Raw genomic sequence first — 13,560 nt, 5'->3', positions numbered from 1 at the left:
ACGTGAAGATCGCCCTCGTCATCGACGACGCCCTGGCCCGCCCCGACGGGGTCCAGGAGTACGTGCGGACCATCGGCCGGGCGATGGGCGAGCGGGGCCACGAGGTCCACGTACTGTGTTCGGGCGACGCAGGGGAGGCCCCCGCTGGCATCGCGCGCGTGGTGAGCCTGACCGACAACGTCGGCGTCACGTTCAACGGAAACGGGTTGCGCACGCCCCGCCCCGCGTCGCGCCGCCGCCTGCGCGAGCACCTGGCCGCCGAGCGCTACGACGTGATCCACGTCCAGACCCCCCACTCGCCGTTCTTTGCCGCCCGCGTGGTCCGCCAGGCCCGTCGCATGCAGGGCACAGCCGTGCGCATCGTCGCCACGTTCCACATCCTTCCCGACGGCGCGGTGAGCGAGTGGGCCACCCGCGCCCTGGGGCTGACGCTGCGCCGCAACCTGCGGCTCTTCGATGCTTTCGCCGCCGTGTCCGCGCCCGCCGCCGCGTTCGCGAAGAGGGCCTTCGGCATCGACGCGGCCGTGATCCCCAACGCGGTGCGCGTCGACGACATCGCTGCCCAGGCATCGGCCAAGCCGTGGCCCGCCGACCCGGCCGGGCGCACGATTATCGCGTTCCTCGGTCGGTTGGTGGAGCGCAAGGGCGCGGTCGAACTGGTCGAGGCGTTCGCGATGCTCCCCCCCAGGGTGCGCGGAAAGGTGGCGCTGCGCATCGGCGGCCGCGGGCCCCTCGCGAGCCGCATCGAGGGGCTCATCGCGCAACACGAACTCGAAGGCTCCGTGACCCTCGAGGGCTTCATCTCCGACGAGGACAAGCCCGGATTCATGGCCGCCGCGGACCTGGCCGTCTTCCCCGCGATCGGTGGCGAGAGCTTCGGCATCGTGCTCACCGAGGCGATGGCCGCCGGGTCGGGAGCGGTGCTCGGCGGCGACAACCCCGGCTATGCGTGGACGCTCGACAACCCGGACGCCGTCGTGAACCCGCGTGACACGGGCGCCTTCGCGGCAAGGCTCGGGGCGCTCCTCACAGACTCCGACGCCCGCGCTGTGCTACACGCGCAGCAGACCGAGCGCGTCAAGGACTTCGATGTCGCCGTCGTTGCCGAGCGGGTAGCCGCGCTTTACGCGCGCGGCTAGGGGCCGATGTAAGCCGCGGGCTTCACGGGTCGTCGCGGTGCCTAAGTGCCGGGCGGAGTTGAGGAGCGGGTGCGTCGCGGGCGTGCTCGCGGTAGGGCACCCGGTGTTCATCCGGCACTTTGGTACCGGTACTTTGATATCGGGAGCGCAGGTGGCTGCGGGCGCACCGGCGTTGCCGAGCGCGTCAGGGACTTTGATGTCGCCCTCGTTGCCGAGCGGGTAGCCGCGCTATACGCCGTCGCCCCCTAGCCTTCAGCCGGGTAGCGTGGTGTCCATGCAGGTACTCATCTATTGGCTCATGAGAACCGCCGTGTTCTTGGGCGTCTACGGGCTGCTGTGGGCCCTCAAGTGGTTCGACATCTGGGCCGTCCTCGTCGCGTTCATCGTGGGCTGGGCCGCAAGCTACGTCGCCTTCCCTGGCATGCGCAAGCGCGCGGCTCTGGAGATGGACGGCTGGATCAGTCGCTCTCGCCGCGGCACCGTGATCGACGACGCCGTCGAGGACGCCGAGGCCGAGGCGGAGTAGGGGCGAGTCCCTACGAACCCGCGATTACGAGGCTGCGGCTACGAACCTGCGGCTACGAGACCGCGATTATGAAACCGCGATGCCAAACGCCAACAGCAGCGCGTACGCCATGCCGATGCCGCCCAACCCAATGAACACGGGCTTGAGCGCAATGCCCGACGCGCCCAAAGACACGGTCACCGCTACCAACACGGCGGGCAGCGTCACCAGCGCGGCGAGAAGCGCCCACGGCAATGCGAGCCCAATGACGAGCGCGCCGATGATGGGAAAGATCACCACGCCTACGAAGAGCCTGCGCGTGTTCCGGTTGCCGAGTCGCACCGCGAGCGTCCGCTTGCCTGCGAGCTCGTCGCCATCCCTGTCCCTGATGTTGTTCACCATGAGGAGGGCCACCGCGTAGAGGCCCACACCGGTGGCCGCGACGATCGCCCACCAGGTCACGGTGCCCGCCTGGGTCACCATGGTGCCAAGAGTGGCGACGGGGCCAAAGAAGACCCAGACCATGAGCTCGCCCCAGCCCTTGTAGCCGTACGGGTTGGCCGTGGCGGTGTACGCCCAGGCCGCGACGACGGCGAGCGCGCCAACGATGAGCAGCCACCACTGTCCGCTCACGAGGCACAGCAGGACCCCCGCGACGCCGCCGGTGGCCGAGGCGATGATGGCCGCGCGCTTGACCGCGCTCGGCCGCGCGCGCCCCGAAGCCACGAGCCGTGACGGGCCGATGCGATTCATGTCCGTGCCGCGTACCCCGTCGGCGTAGTCGTTCGCGTAGTTGGATGCGATCTGCAACGCGAGGCCGACCACGAGCGCCAGGAGCGCGGCCACCGGACTGAACAAACCGAGCTGGGCGGCCGCGGCCGTGCCGACGAGCACGGGAGCAATCGAGGTCCACAGGGTGCGCGGGCGCGCGCCATCAATCCAATCGCGAGAGGTGGGCATCAGGCATTCCGTTCGAAGTCGGCCGCGAGGGTGCGCAGCGCGGGATAGTTGACCTTGCCTGATGCCAGTCGGGGGAGTGATTCGACGACGACGAGTTCGGTGGGCAACGCGTGCTTAGGTAGAGAAGGCTCAAGGGCCCCTCGCAATTCCCACAGGCGCTTGATCGCGCCGCGATCCTTGGGGACGACGAACGCGACCACGACCTGCCCCCACTCGGGGTTCTCGGCGCCAACCACCGCCACCTCCGCGACCCAGTCCATCGCGTCGACCGCCTGTTCCACCGTGCGCGGGTGAACCTTGAAGCCGCCCGTCGTGATGACGTCATCGACGCGGCCAAGGATGGCCAGTCGCCCGTCGGCCGTCCACTCGCCAAGATCCGACGTGACGAGCCACCTGCGCCCGTCCCACTGCTCCCACGCGTGGGGCTGAGCGGGCCTGTATTCCTCCGCGAGTGAAGAGGTGGCGATCAGCACCCTGCCATCGGCGTGGAGGCGCACGGCGGTGTCCCCGATCGCGTGGCCGTTGTACACGCATCCGCCGGCCGTCTCCGTGAGCCCGTACGTGCGGACCACGTTGCCGGGGAGATCGGCGGCGCCAGCGGCGGCGCCTCCCACAAGCACGGCGTCGAAGGAGGACAGGGCGTCGCGGCCGATGGGGGAGGCGAGCACGCGTCGAAGTTGGGTGGGAACGAGGGACACGAAGCGAGGTGCGTTTGGGGGAAGCCTGTCCGTCGCGGCCGCGAAGGTCTCGGGAGTGAAGGAGCCCGAGGCGACCCCCGTGACGGCAGAACCAGCAAGAGCCGCGCGCACGACGACCATGGCGCCGGCAATTCTGTCGGTGGGCAAGGCGAGCAACCAGTGTCCCGCGGAACCCAACTCCGCGGCCGTCGCTGCCGCGGAGGCGCGCAGCGCGTCGGCGGTCAGCAAGACCTCGAGAGGCTCTCCCGTCGAACCCGAGGTGGACACAGCGATTCCCCGCGCGCGCCCGGCCAAGGCATCGGCCACCGCATCCGCCGCCCCATCGATCAAACGAGCAAATTCCATGGTTCCACCCTAAGTGCCGCTTACACTTTCTCCATGCGAGTTCGAGTGGGGGCGGTCGTCGTCGGTGTGGCCGTGTTGGTAGTTGCGGCGTGTGCGCCCGTTCAGATCACTCCGGCGGCGGTGACGTTTACGCCGGATCCGGTCGTGACGCGATCGCCCGCGCCGACCCCGCCCCCCGATCCGATCCCAGCAGTCGCGTGGCCGTTCACGGGAGTCGACGCCTCGGGTGCCACCGCGGCGCAGTTAGCACAGCCAGCGATCTCAATCAAGATTCCCAATGACCCCGGCGGGCACTCGCGGCCGCAAAAGAACCTGGAGTACGCCGACCTCGTGATCGAGGAGTACGTCGAGGCGGGGATCCCGCGCCTCATCGGTGTCTTCCAGTCGGACTACCCCGACGAGGTGGGCCCCGTGCGGTCGATGCGGGAGATGGACCCGAACATCGTCGGCTCCTTTGGCGGGCCCCTAGTGTTCTCTGGGGCCAACAGCTACGTCATCAGCTACGCCAAGAGCACGGGTCAAAAGCTCATTGCGCAGGACCTTGGCGGCGCGGGCTTCTTCCGAACGAAGGACAGGTACGCGCCATACAACCTGCATGTGAGGATCGCGGACGTCCTTGCTCAGTCCCAGGGTCTCGTCGCGCCGCCCGCCCAGTTCTCTTTTGCCCATCCCTCCTCGTTGGCGACGGCCGCGGCGACAGGGACGCCCACCACCCACATCTCCCTCAAGATGTCGGGCTACGGCGAGCCGAAGTGGGACTGGGACGCGGCGTCGGCGACGTTCCTGCGTTCCGAGTTCACCACTCCTGACGTCACGGTCGACGGCACGCGACTGGCAGCCACCAACGTCCTCGTGATGTTTGTGAAGATCAACATCAGTCACACACTGCCCGTGTCGCAAATGATCGTGAGCAACAGCCCAGGATTTCTCGCGACGGGTGGAAAGTACATCCCGATCCTGTGGAGCAAGGCGGGCCGCACCGACCCGTACGTGCTGACGACGACGGACGGCAAGCCGGTCACGCTCGCTCCTGGCAAGACGTGGATGGAACTTATCCCGAATGGCGGCATTGCGGTCGGTAGCGCCGACTTCTCTTGACCTGCGCCACGTAATGGCTTGATCTGTACCGGTTGCGGCCTAGAACGCGGGTTCCTTAGAACGCGTACGGGAAGTCCCGCCAATCGGGTGCCCGGTGTTCAAGAAATGCGTCGCGCCCCTCTTGGGCCTCGTCCGTCATGTACGCCATGCGCGTGGCCTCGCCAGCGAAAACCTGCTGGCCCGCGAGGCCGTCGTCCGCGAGGTTGAAGGCGAACTTCAGCATGCGGATGGCCTGGGGCGACTTGGCGGCGACGATGCGCGCGTAGTCGAGGGCCCTGGCCTCGAGTTGTGCGTGGGGAACGGACTCGTTGACGACGCCCCAGCGCTCGGCGTCGTCGGCTGAGTACTCGCGGGCAAGGAAGAAGATCTCGCGGGCGCGCTTGTCGCCCACCTGGCGGGCGAGCAGCGTCGAGCCGTAGCCCGCGTCGAACGAGCCGACGTTGGCGTCCGTCTGCTTGAAGCGCGCGTGTTCGCGGCTCGCGATCGAGAGGTCGGCCACCACGTTGAGCGAGTGCCCGCCGCCCGCAGCCCAGCCGTTGACGGCCGCGACGATCACCTTGGGGCTGGTGCGCATGAGGCGCTGCACCTCGAGGATGTGCAGGCGCCCGCCGTGAGCGGGGGCGTCGGCGGCCGAGCCCTCGTACAGGTAGCCGTCGCGGCCCCTGATGCGCTGGTCGCCGCCGGAACAGAAGGCGTGAACCCCATCGGCCGCGGGCCCGTTGCCCGTGAGGACGATGGTGCCGACGTCGGCCGTCATCCTGGCGTGGTCGAGGGCGCGATAGAGCTGGTCGACCGTCTGGGGGCGGAAGGCGTTGCGCACCTCGGGACGGTTGAACGCGATGCGCACGGCAGGTAGGTCGCGCTCGCCATCCGCGCCCCGCTCGACCCAGCGGTGATAGGTGACATCGTCGTCTGCAAAGCCGTCGATGGCCCGCCACTGGGTGGCGTCCATGAGGTCGGAGACCTGCGCGGGGACGGGAGAGTGAAGCTCGCTCATGTTCCGAGCGTAGCCGGGGGCAGGCGTGCGTCGGGAGCGGCCGTACGCTGACCCCATGGAGTTTCGCCCGTTCAGCGTGAGACTCACGACGCGCTTTCGCGGGCTCACCGAACGCTCGGGCGTCCTCATCCGCGGCGTCGGCCCCGATGGCGCCGATGCTTGGGGCGAGTTCTCGCCCTTCGCGGACTACGGCCCCGAGCAGCGCGGACGCTGGTGGGCGGCCGCGATGGAGGCCGCGCATGGCTTGCTCCCCGCCCCGCTCCAGTCCGATGTCGAGTGCGCCGCGATCATCCCCGAGCTCGACCCGGTACCTGCCGCCGCACTCGCGTCGGCGTACGGCTGTCGCACCGCCAAGGTCAAGGTGGGCGGACCTCGCGGGAGAGACCCGGACCCCGCCGCGACGCTGCGTGCGGACTGCGCCAGGGTTGAAGCGGTCGCCGCGGCACTAGGAAGCGGCGGCCACATCAGGGTTGACGTTAACGGCGCCTGGCCGCTCTCGGCGGCCGTTGCCTCCATCGCCGCCCTCGAGTCCGCCGCCCGCGCGGGAGGCATCGACGGGATCGAGTACGTCGAGCAGCCTTGCGCGTCCATCGGTGACCTGGCCGCATTGCGAAGGCGCGTCGACGTGCGCATCGCCGCGGACGAGTCGATCCGGCTTACGGGCGACGTCGACGCCGTCGTGAGGGCCGAGGCCGCCGACATCTTGGTACTCAAGCCCTCGCCTCTTGGCGGCGCGCGAGCGGTCGTCGAGATGGTCGAGCGCTATGGATTGCCCGTCGTCGTCTCGTCGGCAATGGAGTCCTCGGTGGGACTCGCCACGGCGCTCGCGGCCGCTCTCGCGCTGTCGGAACAGCCCTTTGCCCACGGACTGGGAACGGGCACCCTGCTGGCCACCGACACCGTCGCGCACACGCTTGCGCCCGTGGCGGGGCGGCTCGCTCCCATTCCGCTTAGAGTGACGGCATGATCCACCCGGCGGCGGCCTTCGCCCGAGAACTCGTGGCCGCGCTTTCCGCACACGGAGTGGGGGACTTCGTCCTGTGCCCCGGATCTCGCTCGGGACCGCTCGCTCACGCGCTCGCCGAGGCCTCGGCGGAGACGCCCCCGGTCGGCGCGCCGCACGTCAACCTCCACGTGCGCATCGACGAGCGCTCGGCCGCGTTCCTCGCTCTCGGCATCGCCAGGGCGAGGGCCCTCGACGGCAAGCCCCGGCCCGTCGCGCTCGTCACCACGTCGGGAACTGCCGTCGGCAACCTCCTGCCCGCAGTGATGGAGGCACACCACTCGGGAATTCCGCTCATCCTGCTCACCGCCGACCGTCCCAGCGAGCTCCGCGGAATCGGCGCAAATCAGACCACCGACCAAGAGGGAATCTTCGGCCAGTTCGTGCGGTGGGAGGCCGAGGCCACAACGCCCGAAAAGAACGGAAGGTCTGGCAGGGCCACCTTGATCGCCGCGCGTGCCGTCCACTGGGCGCTTGGGGTTCCTGATCGCGAGGACATGGCCTCGGCGCCGGGGCCCGTGCACCTCAACGTGGAGTTCCGCGACCCCCTCGGCCCCGATGCGGGCCCGTGGCCCCTCGTCGACCCCGAGAAGGCGACTCTGCTCGACCGCACGCGCTCGCGGCTGCGCGGAATCACGCTGACGTCTCGCGGTTTGCCCAGCGCGGAGCGAGGCATCGTCATCGCGGGCGACGGCGCCGGTGATGTGGCACGCAAGGTCGCCGAGGCGCACGGCTGGCCCCTGCTCGCCGAGCCGACCTCGGGCGCGCGTTCCGGAGACAACGCGTTGTGTCGTTACGTCGCGATGCTCACCACACACGAGGGTCAGGAACTCGCGGCAAAGGTCAACCAAGTGGTCGTCATCGGGCGACCGACGCTGTCGCGGCCTGTGCAGCGTCTCATCGACAATGCCCCCATGCTCTTCGTCGCCGCTCATGGTGCCCGCTGGCGCGAGGCGCCCCGGCACGCGGAGAGAGTCCTGCCCGTCGTGCCTGACGAATGGCTCGCTCCCGGCAAGGTCGACACGGCGTGGCTCGCGTCGTGGCGTTCGGCGTGCGAAGAGGTCATCAAGAGCGATGACTCCGCGAGCGACGACTCATGGGATGCGAGCGCGGTCGCGCGCGCGTTTGTCCAGTCTTTGAGTGCGACCGACGTCGCGATGCTCGGGGCCTCCGGCCCCATTCGCATGGTCGACGCGGTCGCTCCCGCGTGGCCCGTCGATCAGGTGCCCACTCTCGTGGCGAACAGGGGGCTTGCGGGGATCGACGGCACCACATCGACAGCCATGGGGCTCGCGCTTGGGCTCGGCCAGCCGGTGAGTGTCTTGCTCGGCGACGTGACGTTCCTTCATGACGTGGGGGGCCTCCTCATCGGCCCGGAGGAGCGCAGACCCAACGTCCGCTTCGTCGTCGTCAACGACGGTGGCGGCACGATCTTCACCAACCTCGAACACGCGCACGCCCCGGCCGAGGTGATGCGCCGCGTCTTCATAACGCCGCATGGGGTCGACTTCAGTGCTCTCGCCATGGCCTACGGCGCGCGCCACGTGCACGCATCGTCCCGCGGGGCGCTCGCGGAGATTCTGTCCAAGCCGATCGATGGCATCGAAGTGGTCGAGGCGCTCGTCTAGGCAGCAGGGGCGGACGCAGTCCCAACGCGTCTGCAGTCTCAGGGCTTTCACAGGCTTCGCGAAGGAGCCTCCAAGGTCCACGGGGTGAGATCGGAATACCCGATCAACCCCAGGAGGACACCATGATCCACTCACGACGCGGCCGGGGGCTGGCGCTCGGCGCCGGAGTTCTCGCCGCCGGAGCCATTGCACTCGCCGCCGCCCCCACTGCAATGGCCGCGGAAACCCCGAACGCCTCCACGCCCACGACCGCGACCGCGGCCGGCCAGGGCGCCCGCCCCGGCCCCAAGCCGGACGGACCCTACGTCGGTGCCCGATTGGTTCCCACCAAGGACGGAGCAACCGTGGCGCGAGTGGTGGATGGAAGCCCCGCAGACACTGCGGGACTCGTTGAGGGAGACGTCGTGAAGAGCGTCGACGGCGTCGCCGTCGACCACCGCGGAGCGTTGCGAGAGGCTCTCTCTGCAGCCAAGGCCGGTGACGAAATCACCGTCGTCGTCGATCACAACAGCGCTCAAGAGACGGTAGTGATCACGCTCGGCGCCCAAGGGGACCGCCCGGCGCCGCCAGCCCCGGCAGACGTGGCCTGGGCAGGCGCACGTTTGGCGCACTTCGAGAAGAAAGACGGCGTATTGGTCCGATCCGTCGCTGCCGACGGCCCAGCCGCCACCGCGGGGATCGCCGCAGGGGACGTCGTGACGTCCATCGACGGCCAGACGGTCACCGACTGGTGGCAAGCGCGCGAGATCGTCGCAAGCCATGCCCCCGGAGACAAGATCCAGGTGGTCGTTGACCGTGACGGCGCGTCAAGGACGCTCACGGTGACCCTCGGTTCGCTCGACGAGGCGCCCGCGAGGTCGCACGCGAACGGTTCCAAGACCGCCGCCGTCGGCGCCTAGTTCAAGCTCGCCCTTAGGGCCCCTCGCATCGGCTCGAGTTTGGCCTCCGATTCCGCCCATTCAGAGGCGGGGTCGGAGGCCGCGACTATTCCGCAGCCCGCGAAGAGCCTGAGCTTTGACGGGTCGTCGCGGGACATCTCTGCGGACCGCAAGGCGATGCACCACTCTCCCTCGCCCGCGGCGTCGACCCAGCCAACGGGGCCCGCGTAGCGGGCGCGATCCAGGCCCTCGAGTTCATCGATCACCCGCGCCGCGGCCAGCGTCGGTGTGCCGCACACGGCCGCCGACGGGTGGAGTTCGCGCACCAGGTCGAGCACACCGACCGGCGTCGACAGGGCACCCGTGATGTCCGTCGCAAGATGCATCACGTTGGGCAAGTGCAGCACGCTGGGTTCGTCGGGCACGTTGACGGATGCGCAATGCGCGGCGAGCACCTGGGTGACCGAGTGCACCGCATACGAATGTTCCTCGCGGTCCTTGGACGAGCGCGCGAGCTGGGCGGCGCGGGCGAGGTCGCCCATGTCGTCGCCGGTAATGCGGATCGTGCCCGCGAGAACCCGTGACGTCACCAGCCCGTGGTCGACGCGAGCCAGCAGTTCCGGGGTGGCGCCGACCATCCCGTCCACGTGGAACGTCCAGCACGTGTCGTAGTCGGCGGCGAGGTTGGCGAGTACCGAGCGCACGTCCACGGGGCCGTCCGCGCGCGCCTCCACGGCGCGGGCGAGAACCACCTTGTCGACCTCTTCGGCGCCGATGCGCGCGACCGCCGCAGCCACGGCGGAGGTCCAGCGAGGCTCGTCACCACGGTCGACCGTGACAGGGGGCAGGGGCGCAACTGGGGTGGCCCCGACAAGGGCGTCTGCGAGGCTCGTGGGAGGGGTGGAGGCGTCGCCCACCACGGTGAAGAAGCTCTTTCCATCCACGCGACCAAGGACGTAGCGAGGGATGATGAGCGTTCCGCCGCGGGGCGAGTCGTCGGCAAATGAGAAGGAACCGAACGCGACAAGACCGGTGCCTCGGGCCCTTACCTCGTCGCGAACCTCCGCGTGGCGAGTGATCCGGCGCCACCACAGCAACGCCTCGTCCATGCGCTCCGCGCCCACGGTATTGCGCCTCGCCACCTCACCCCACGCGACCATCCCATCGCCGCGTCGCACCCAAGAGATTCCTTGCTCCGGAAGTGCGGCGAGAAGGTCTCCAGGGTCGGGTACCTCGACCGTGTGGACCGTTAGGGGGCCAGGGGCGGCCGCATCGATGCTCACCCAGACAGCGTAGGCGAGCGGAAACCATGCTCGGAAACATCGACCCCGACAGGACCACCGTCCCACTCCGCTTAGGGTGGAGGGCGTGAAGACCGAAGCCGACGTCATCGTCGTGGGAGCTGGCCCCGGTGGGGCCGCGGCGGCCCGCTACCTCGCGACAGAGGGCTTCGATGTTATCGCCCTGGAAAAGGCCCACTATCCGCGCGAGAAGGTGTGCGGCGACGGGCTCACCCCGCGTGCGGTCAAGGAGCTTCAGCTCATTGGCCTGCCCACGCCTCGTGACGAGGGCTGGATCCCCAACCAGGGACTGCGCATGGTCGGTGGCGGTCACCGCCTCGAGTTTCCTTGGCATGACCTCGACTCGTTCCCCCAGTACGGACTGAGCCTGCCGCGCGCGCAATTCGACCACCGCCTGGCCAACCATGCTCGCGCCGCCGGTGCGGACATCCGCGAGGGCTGGCACGTCGACGCGGCGTTGCGCGACGAGAGTCGCGTTGGCTTCAACGGTGGCGGCAGGGTCGTCGGCGTGACCGCGCGCCAGACCGATGAGAAGGGCCGCAAGATTGGCGAGCCCGTCGAATATCGCGCACCCTTGGTGATCGCGGCCGATGGCGTGAGTGCCAGGATCGCCCTTGGCCTCGGCATCGAACGTAAGAAGAACCGCCCCATGGGCGTGGCCGTGCGCACCTACTTTGAGACCGATCGGCATGCCGAGGAGTGGATGGAGGGCCACCTCGAAATCTGGGATGGGGAACGCGGAAACTCGAAGTTGCTCCCCGGCTATGGCTGGATTTTTCCGCTCGGCGACGGCACGGCAAACGTGGGTCTCGGCACGCTTAGTGCCAGGGGCACGCCACCCAAGCTCGACCACAAGGCGCTGCTCAAGGACTGGCTCGATCACTCGGCCAAGGACTGGAACTTCGGCGCCCAGGTTGGCGAGATCAAGGGCGCCGCAATCCCCATGGCGTTCAACCGCCAGCCGCACTATGTGCCAGGGATGATGTTGGTGGGTGACAGCGGCGGGATGGTCAATCCGTTCAACGGTGAGGGCATCGCCTACGCCATGCAGGCGGCACGCAGGGCCACCGAGGCTGCCGTCGCCTGGCGCGGCGCCACCGGCGCCACGGATCAAGAACGAGCGCTCGCGTCCTACGCCAGAATGATGAAGGACGATCTGGGCGGCTACTACTCCTTGGGGCGGGTCTTTGCCGCCCTGATCGAACGCCCAACGGTGATGAAACTGTGTACGCGATACGGATTGCCTCGTCCGCTCATCATGGAATTTGTCTCTAGACTGCTGGCAGATGTCTACGAGCCGCGCGGCGGCAACTGGTCCGACAAACTGCTTGCGGCGTTGACCAAAGTCGCGCCGGCGGCATAGCGATGGGAAGGACACGAACGTGAACCCCTATGTGCCGATCATCGTCATGATCGTCATCGCTGGCGCGTTGGCCGTCGTTGGCCTCGTGGCGAGCGCCTTCCTCGGCCCCAAGCGCTACAACTCCGCCAAGCTTGACCGTTATGAGTCCGGACTCATGCCTACGCCTGAGGCTGCCGGCGGCGGTCGAGTGCCCATCAAGTACTACCTCGTGGCCATGACGTTCATCATCTTCGATATCGAGGTGGTGTTCCTGTATCCGTGGGCGGTCGCCTACGGTTCTCTCGCGCTGTTTGGTTTCATCGCGGTCATGACCTTCCTTGCCCTCATCACCATTCCGTTCATCTACGAATGGCGCCGCGGCGGATTCGATTGGGAGTGACGCTTACATGACCGACTCTGCCCCCACACCACCCTTCATCGTTGGCAAGCTCGAGGACTTCGCGGGCTGGGCCCGCGCCGGTTCGATGTGGCCCGCCACTTTTGGATTGGCCTGCTGTGCCATCGAGATGATGGGCACCGGCACGCCCCGCTTCGACATTGCCCGGTTCGGCATGGAGGTCTTCCGCGGCTCCCCGCGTCAGGCCGACATCATGATCGTCGCCGGTCGCGTGTCGCAGAAGATGGCGCCGATCCTCCGCCAGGTGTACGACCAGATGGCAGAGCCGAAGTGGGTTCTCGCCATGGGCGTGTGCGCCTCATCGGGAGGCATGTTCAACAACTATGCGATCGTCCAGGGCGTCGACCACGTCGTTCCCGTGGATATCTACTTGCCCGGCTGCCCTCCGCGCCCCGAGATGCTGATTCACGCACTGCTCAAGGTGCAGGAGCTTGCGAGGGAGAAGCCGATGCTTCGCCACCGCAAGGAGATCGCCGCGGCCGCGGAAGCAGCGGCACTGGCGGCCACCCCCACCTCCGACATGAAGGGTCTGCTCAGGTGAGCGACGCGAAAGAGTTGTCGACAACGGGCGCTGAGCTCGATGCGGTACGGCCCGAGGGGCGCACCCTCATCAACGTGCGCAAGGGTGCGTTTGGGGCGAGAGGCGATACGTCTGGTTATGACGGCCTCACTCGCTTCGTGTACTCACCCGCCGCGGCGCAGCGCCCCTACGGGAGCTGGTTCGACCAGGTGGTCGACGTTCTCGAGGAGCTCCTCGGAGACAACGCCGAGGCCGCCATCGAGGTCGTCGTCGTTGACCGCGATCAACTCACGTTGCACATCGCCCGCGAGCACATCGTCGAGGTCTGCAAGCACTTGCGCGACGACCAGGACCTGCGTTTCGAGTTCTGTCTGGGCGTGAGCGGCGTCCACTACCCGGCCGACGCAGGGCGCGAGCTCCACGCGGTCTACCCGATCCAGTCGATCACGCACAACCGGCGACTGTGCATCGAGGTCTCCGTGAGCGACGCAGATCCGCACATTCCTTCGATCACCTCGGTGTACCCGGCCAACAACTGGCACGAGCGCGAGACGTGGGACTTCTTCGGCATCATCTTCGACGGCCACCCGGGCCTTGCCCGCATCGAGATGCCGGACGACTGGGTAGGACACCCGCAGCGCAAGGACTACCCGCTGGGCGGCATTCCTATCGAATACAAGGGCGCGGAGATTCCCAGCCCCGACGAGCGTCGGCAGTACAGGTAGGAG

14 protein-coding genes are annotated in these 13,560 nt (G+C 68.2%); 10 read left to right on the top strand and 4 right to left on the bottom strand.

Annotation, left to right across the window (positions count from 1 at the left end):
* The first annotated feature begins 2 nt into the window (after positions 1–2).
* The gene (locus BKA03_RS12440) at positions 3–1,139 is read left to right on the top strand and encodes a glycosyltransferase family 4 protein (RefSeq protein WP_062074220.1); all 1,137 of its coding nucleotides are present in this window, start codon (positions 3–5) and stop codon (positions 1,137–1,139) included.
* A gap of 274 nt (positions 1,140–1,413) precedes the next feature.
* Positions 1,414–1,665, top strand: coding sequence for a DUF4229 domain-containing protein (locus BKA03_RS12435; protein WP_062074219.1), 252 nt, complete (start codon positions 1,414–1,416; stop codon positions 1,663–1,665).
* Positions 1,666–1,731: 66 nt separating this feature from the next.
* On the opposite strand, the gene BKA03_RS12430 is transcribed toward BKA03_RS12435, so the two are convergent.
* Positions 1,732–2,604, bottom strand: coding sequence for a 1,4-dihydroxy-2-naphthoate polyprenyltransferase (locus BKA03_RS12430; protein WP_062074218.1), 873 nt, complete (start codon positions 2,602–2,604; stop codon positions 1,732–1,734).
* Complete coding sequence (locus tag BKA03_RS12425) at positions 2,604–3,647, bottom strand: AMP-binding enzyme (protein ID WP_062074217.1); 1,044 nt, start codon at positions 3,645–3,647, stop codon at positions 2,604–2,606. Before BKA03_RS12425 ends, BKA03_RS12430 begins: the two co-directional genes overlap by 1 nt.
* A gap of 33 nt (positions 3,648–3,680) precedes the next feature.
* Between BKA03_RS12425 and BKA03_RS12420 the strand changes: the two genes are divergently transcribed.
* Positions 3,681–4,745: a DUF3048 domain-containing protein gene (locus tag BKA03_RS12420; protein ID WP_083971148.1), complete on the top strand. Its 1,065-nt coding sequence runs from the start codon at positions 3,681–3,683 to the stop codon at positions 4,743–4,745.
* A gap of 55 nt (positions 4,746–4,800) precedes the next feature.
* Here BKA03_RS12420 and BKA03_RS12415 read toward each other — a convergent pair whose 3' ends face one another.
* A complete protein-coding gene (locus tag BKA03_RS12415) occupies positions 4,801–5,742 on the bottom strand; it encodes a 1,4-dihydroxy-2-naphthoyl-CoA synthase (protein ID WP_062074215.1) in 942 nt (313 codons plus the stop codon).
* A 55-nt stretch (positions 5,743–5,797) separates the two neighbouring features.
* Here BKA03_RS12415 and BKA03_RS12410 point away from each other — a divergent pair, with 55 nt between their 5' ends.
* From BKA03_RS12410 to BKA03_RS12400, 3 genes are all read left to right on the top strand, one after another.
* Complete coding sequence (locus tag BKA03_RS12410) at positions 5,798–6,709, top strand: o-succinylbenzoate synthase (RefSeq protein ID WP_062074214.1); 912 nt, start codon at positions 5,798–5,800, stop codon at positions 6,707–6,709.
* A complete protein-coding gene (menD, locus tag BKA03_RS12405; RefSeq protein WP_062074213.1) occupies positions 6,706–8,373 on the top strand; it encodes a 2-succinyl-5-enolpyruvyl-6-hydroxy-3-cyclohexene-1-carboxylic-acid synthase in 1,668 nt (555 codons plus the stop codon). The genes BKA03_RS12410 and menD overlap by 4 nt, the downstream gene beginning before the upstream one ends.
* Positions 8,374–8,495: 122 nt before the next feature.
* Positions 8,496–9,272 (top strand): PDZ domain-containing protein, encoded by a 777-nt coding sequence (locus BKA03_RS12400; protein WP_062074212.1) that lies wholly within the window; start codon positions 8,496–8,498, stop codon positions 9,270–9,272.
* On the opposite strand, the gene BKA03_RS12395 is transcribed toward BKA03_RS12400, so the two are convergent.
* Positions 9,269–10,534, bottom strand: a complete 1,266-nt coding sequence (locus BKA03_RS12395) for an isochorismate synthase (RefSeq protein WP_062074211.1) — start codon at positions 10,532–10,534, stop codon at positions 9,269–9,271. The genes BKA03_RS12400 and BKA03_RS12395 overlap by 4 nt on opposite strands.
* Before the next feature lie 85 nt (positions 10,535–10,619).
* Here BKA03_RS12395 and BKA03_RS12390 point away from each other — a divergent pair, with 85 nt between their 5' ends.
* From BKA03_RS12390 to BKA03_RS12375, 4 genes are read left to right on the top strand one after another with little or no spacing between them, the layout of a single operon-like run.
* Positions 10,620–11,915: a geranylgeranyl reductase family protein gene (locus tag BKA03_RS12390; protein WP_308477979.1), complete on the top strand. Its 1,296-nt coding sequence runs from the start codon at positions 10,620–10,622 to the stop codon at positions 11,913–11,915.
* A gap of 19 nt (positions 11,916–11,934) precedes the next feature.
* Complete coding sequence (locus BKA03_RS12385; RefSeq protein ID WP_083971142.1) at positions 11,935–12,294, top strand: NADH-quinone oxidoreductase subunit A; 360 nt, start codon at positions 11,935–11,937, stop codon at positions 12,292–12,294.
* 7 nt (positions 12,295–12,301) lie between these two features.
* A complete protein-coding gene (locus BKA03_RS12380; RefSeq protein ID WP_062074209.1) occupies positions 12,302–12,853 on the top strand; it encodes an NADH-quinone oxidoreductase subunit B in 552 nt (183 codons plus the stop codon).
* Positions 12,850–13,557, top strand: coding sequence for an NADH-quinone oxidoreductase subunit C (locus tag BKA03_RS12375; protein WP_083971140.1), 708 nt, complete (start codon positions 12,850–12,852; stop codon positions 13,555–13,557). Before BKA03_RS12380 ends, BKA03_RS12375 begins: the two co-directional genes overlap by 4 nt.
* Positions 13,558–13,560: the final 3 nt, after the last annotated feature.

Origin of the sequence: Demequina lutea, from assembly GCF_013409005.1 — a bacterium.
Classification (GTDB): Bacteria; Actinomycetota; Actinomycetes; order Actinomycetales; family Demequinaceae; genus Demequina; species Demequina lutea.
This window is presented reverse-complemented; position numbering and strand designations above follow the sequence as displayed.

Bases quoted from the DNA above. Each gene is read 5' to 3' on its own strand.
- BKA03_RS12425 (WP_062074217.1), bottom strand. From the start codon at position 3,647: ATGGAATTTGCTCGTTTGATCGATGGGGCGGCGGATGCGGTGGCCGAT.
- menD (WP_062074213.1), top strand. From the start codon at position 6,706: ATGATCCACCCGGCGGCGGCCTTCGCCCGAGAACTCGTGGCCGCGCTT.
- BKA03_RS12430 (WP_062074218.1), bottom strand. From the start codon at position 2,604: ATGCCCACCTCTCGCGATTGGATTGATGGCGCGCGCCCGCGCACCCTG.
- BKA03_RS12400 (WP_062074212.1), top strand. From the start codon at position 8,496: ATGATCCACTCACGACGCGGCCGGGGGCTGGCGCTCGGCGCCGGAGTT.
- BKA03_RS12410 (WP_062074214.1), top strand. From the start codon at position 5,798: ATGGAGTTTCGCCCGTTCAGCGTGAGACTCACGACGCGCTTTCGCGGG.
- BKA03_RS12380 (WP_062074209.1), top strand. From the start codon at position 12,302: ATGACCGACTCTGCCCCCACACCACCCTTCATCGTTGGCAAGCTCGAG.
- BKA03_RS12435 (WP_062074219.1), top strand. From the start codon at position 1,414: ATGCAGGTACTCATCTATTGGCTCATGAGAACCGCCGTGTTCTTGGGC.
- BKA03_RS12415 (WP_062074215.1), bottom strand. From the start codon at position 5,742: ATGAGCGAGCTTCACTCTCCCGTCCCCGCGCAGGTCTCCGACCTCATG.
- BKA03_RS12420 (WP_083971148.1), top strand. From the start codon at position 3,681: ATGCGAGTTCGAGTGGGGGCGGTCGTCGTCGGTGTGGCCGTGTTGGTA.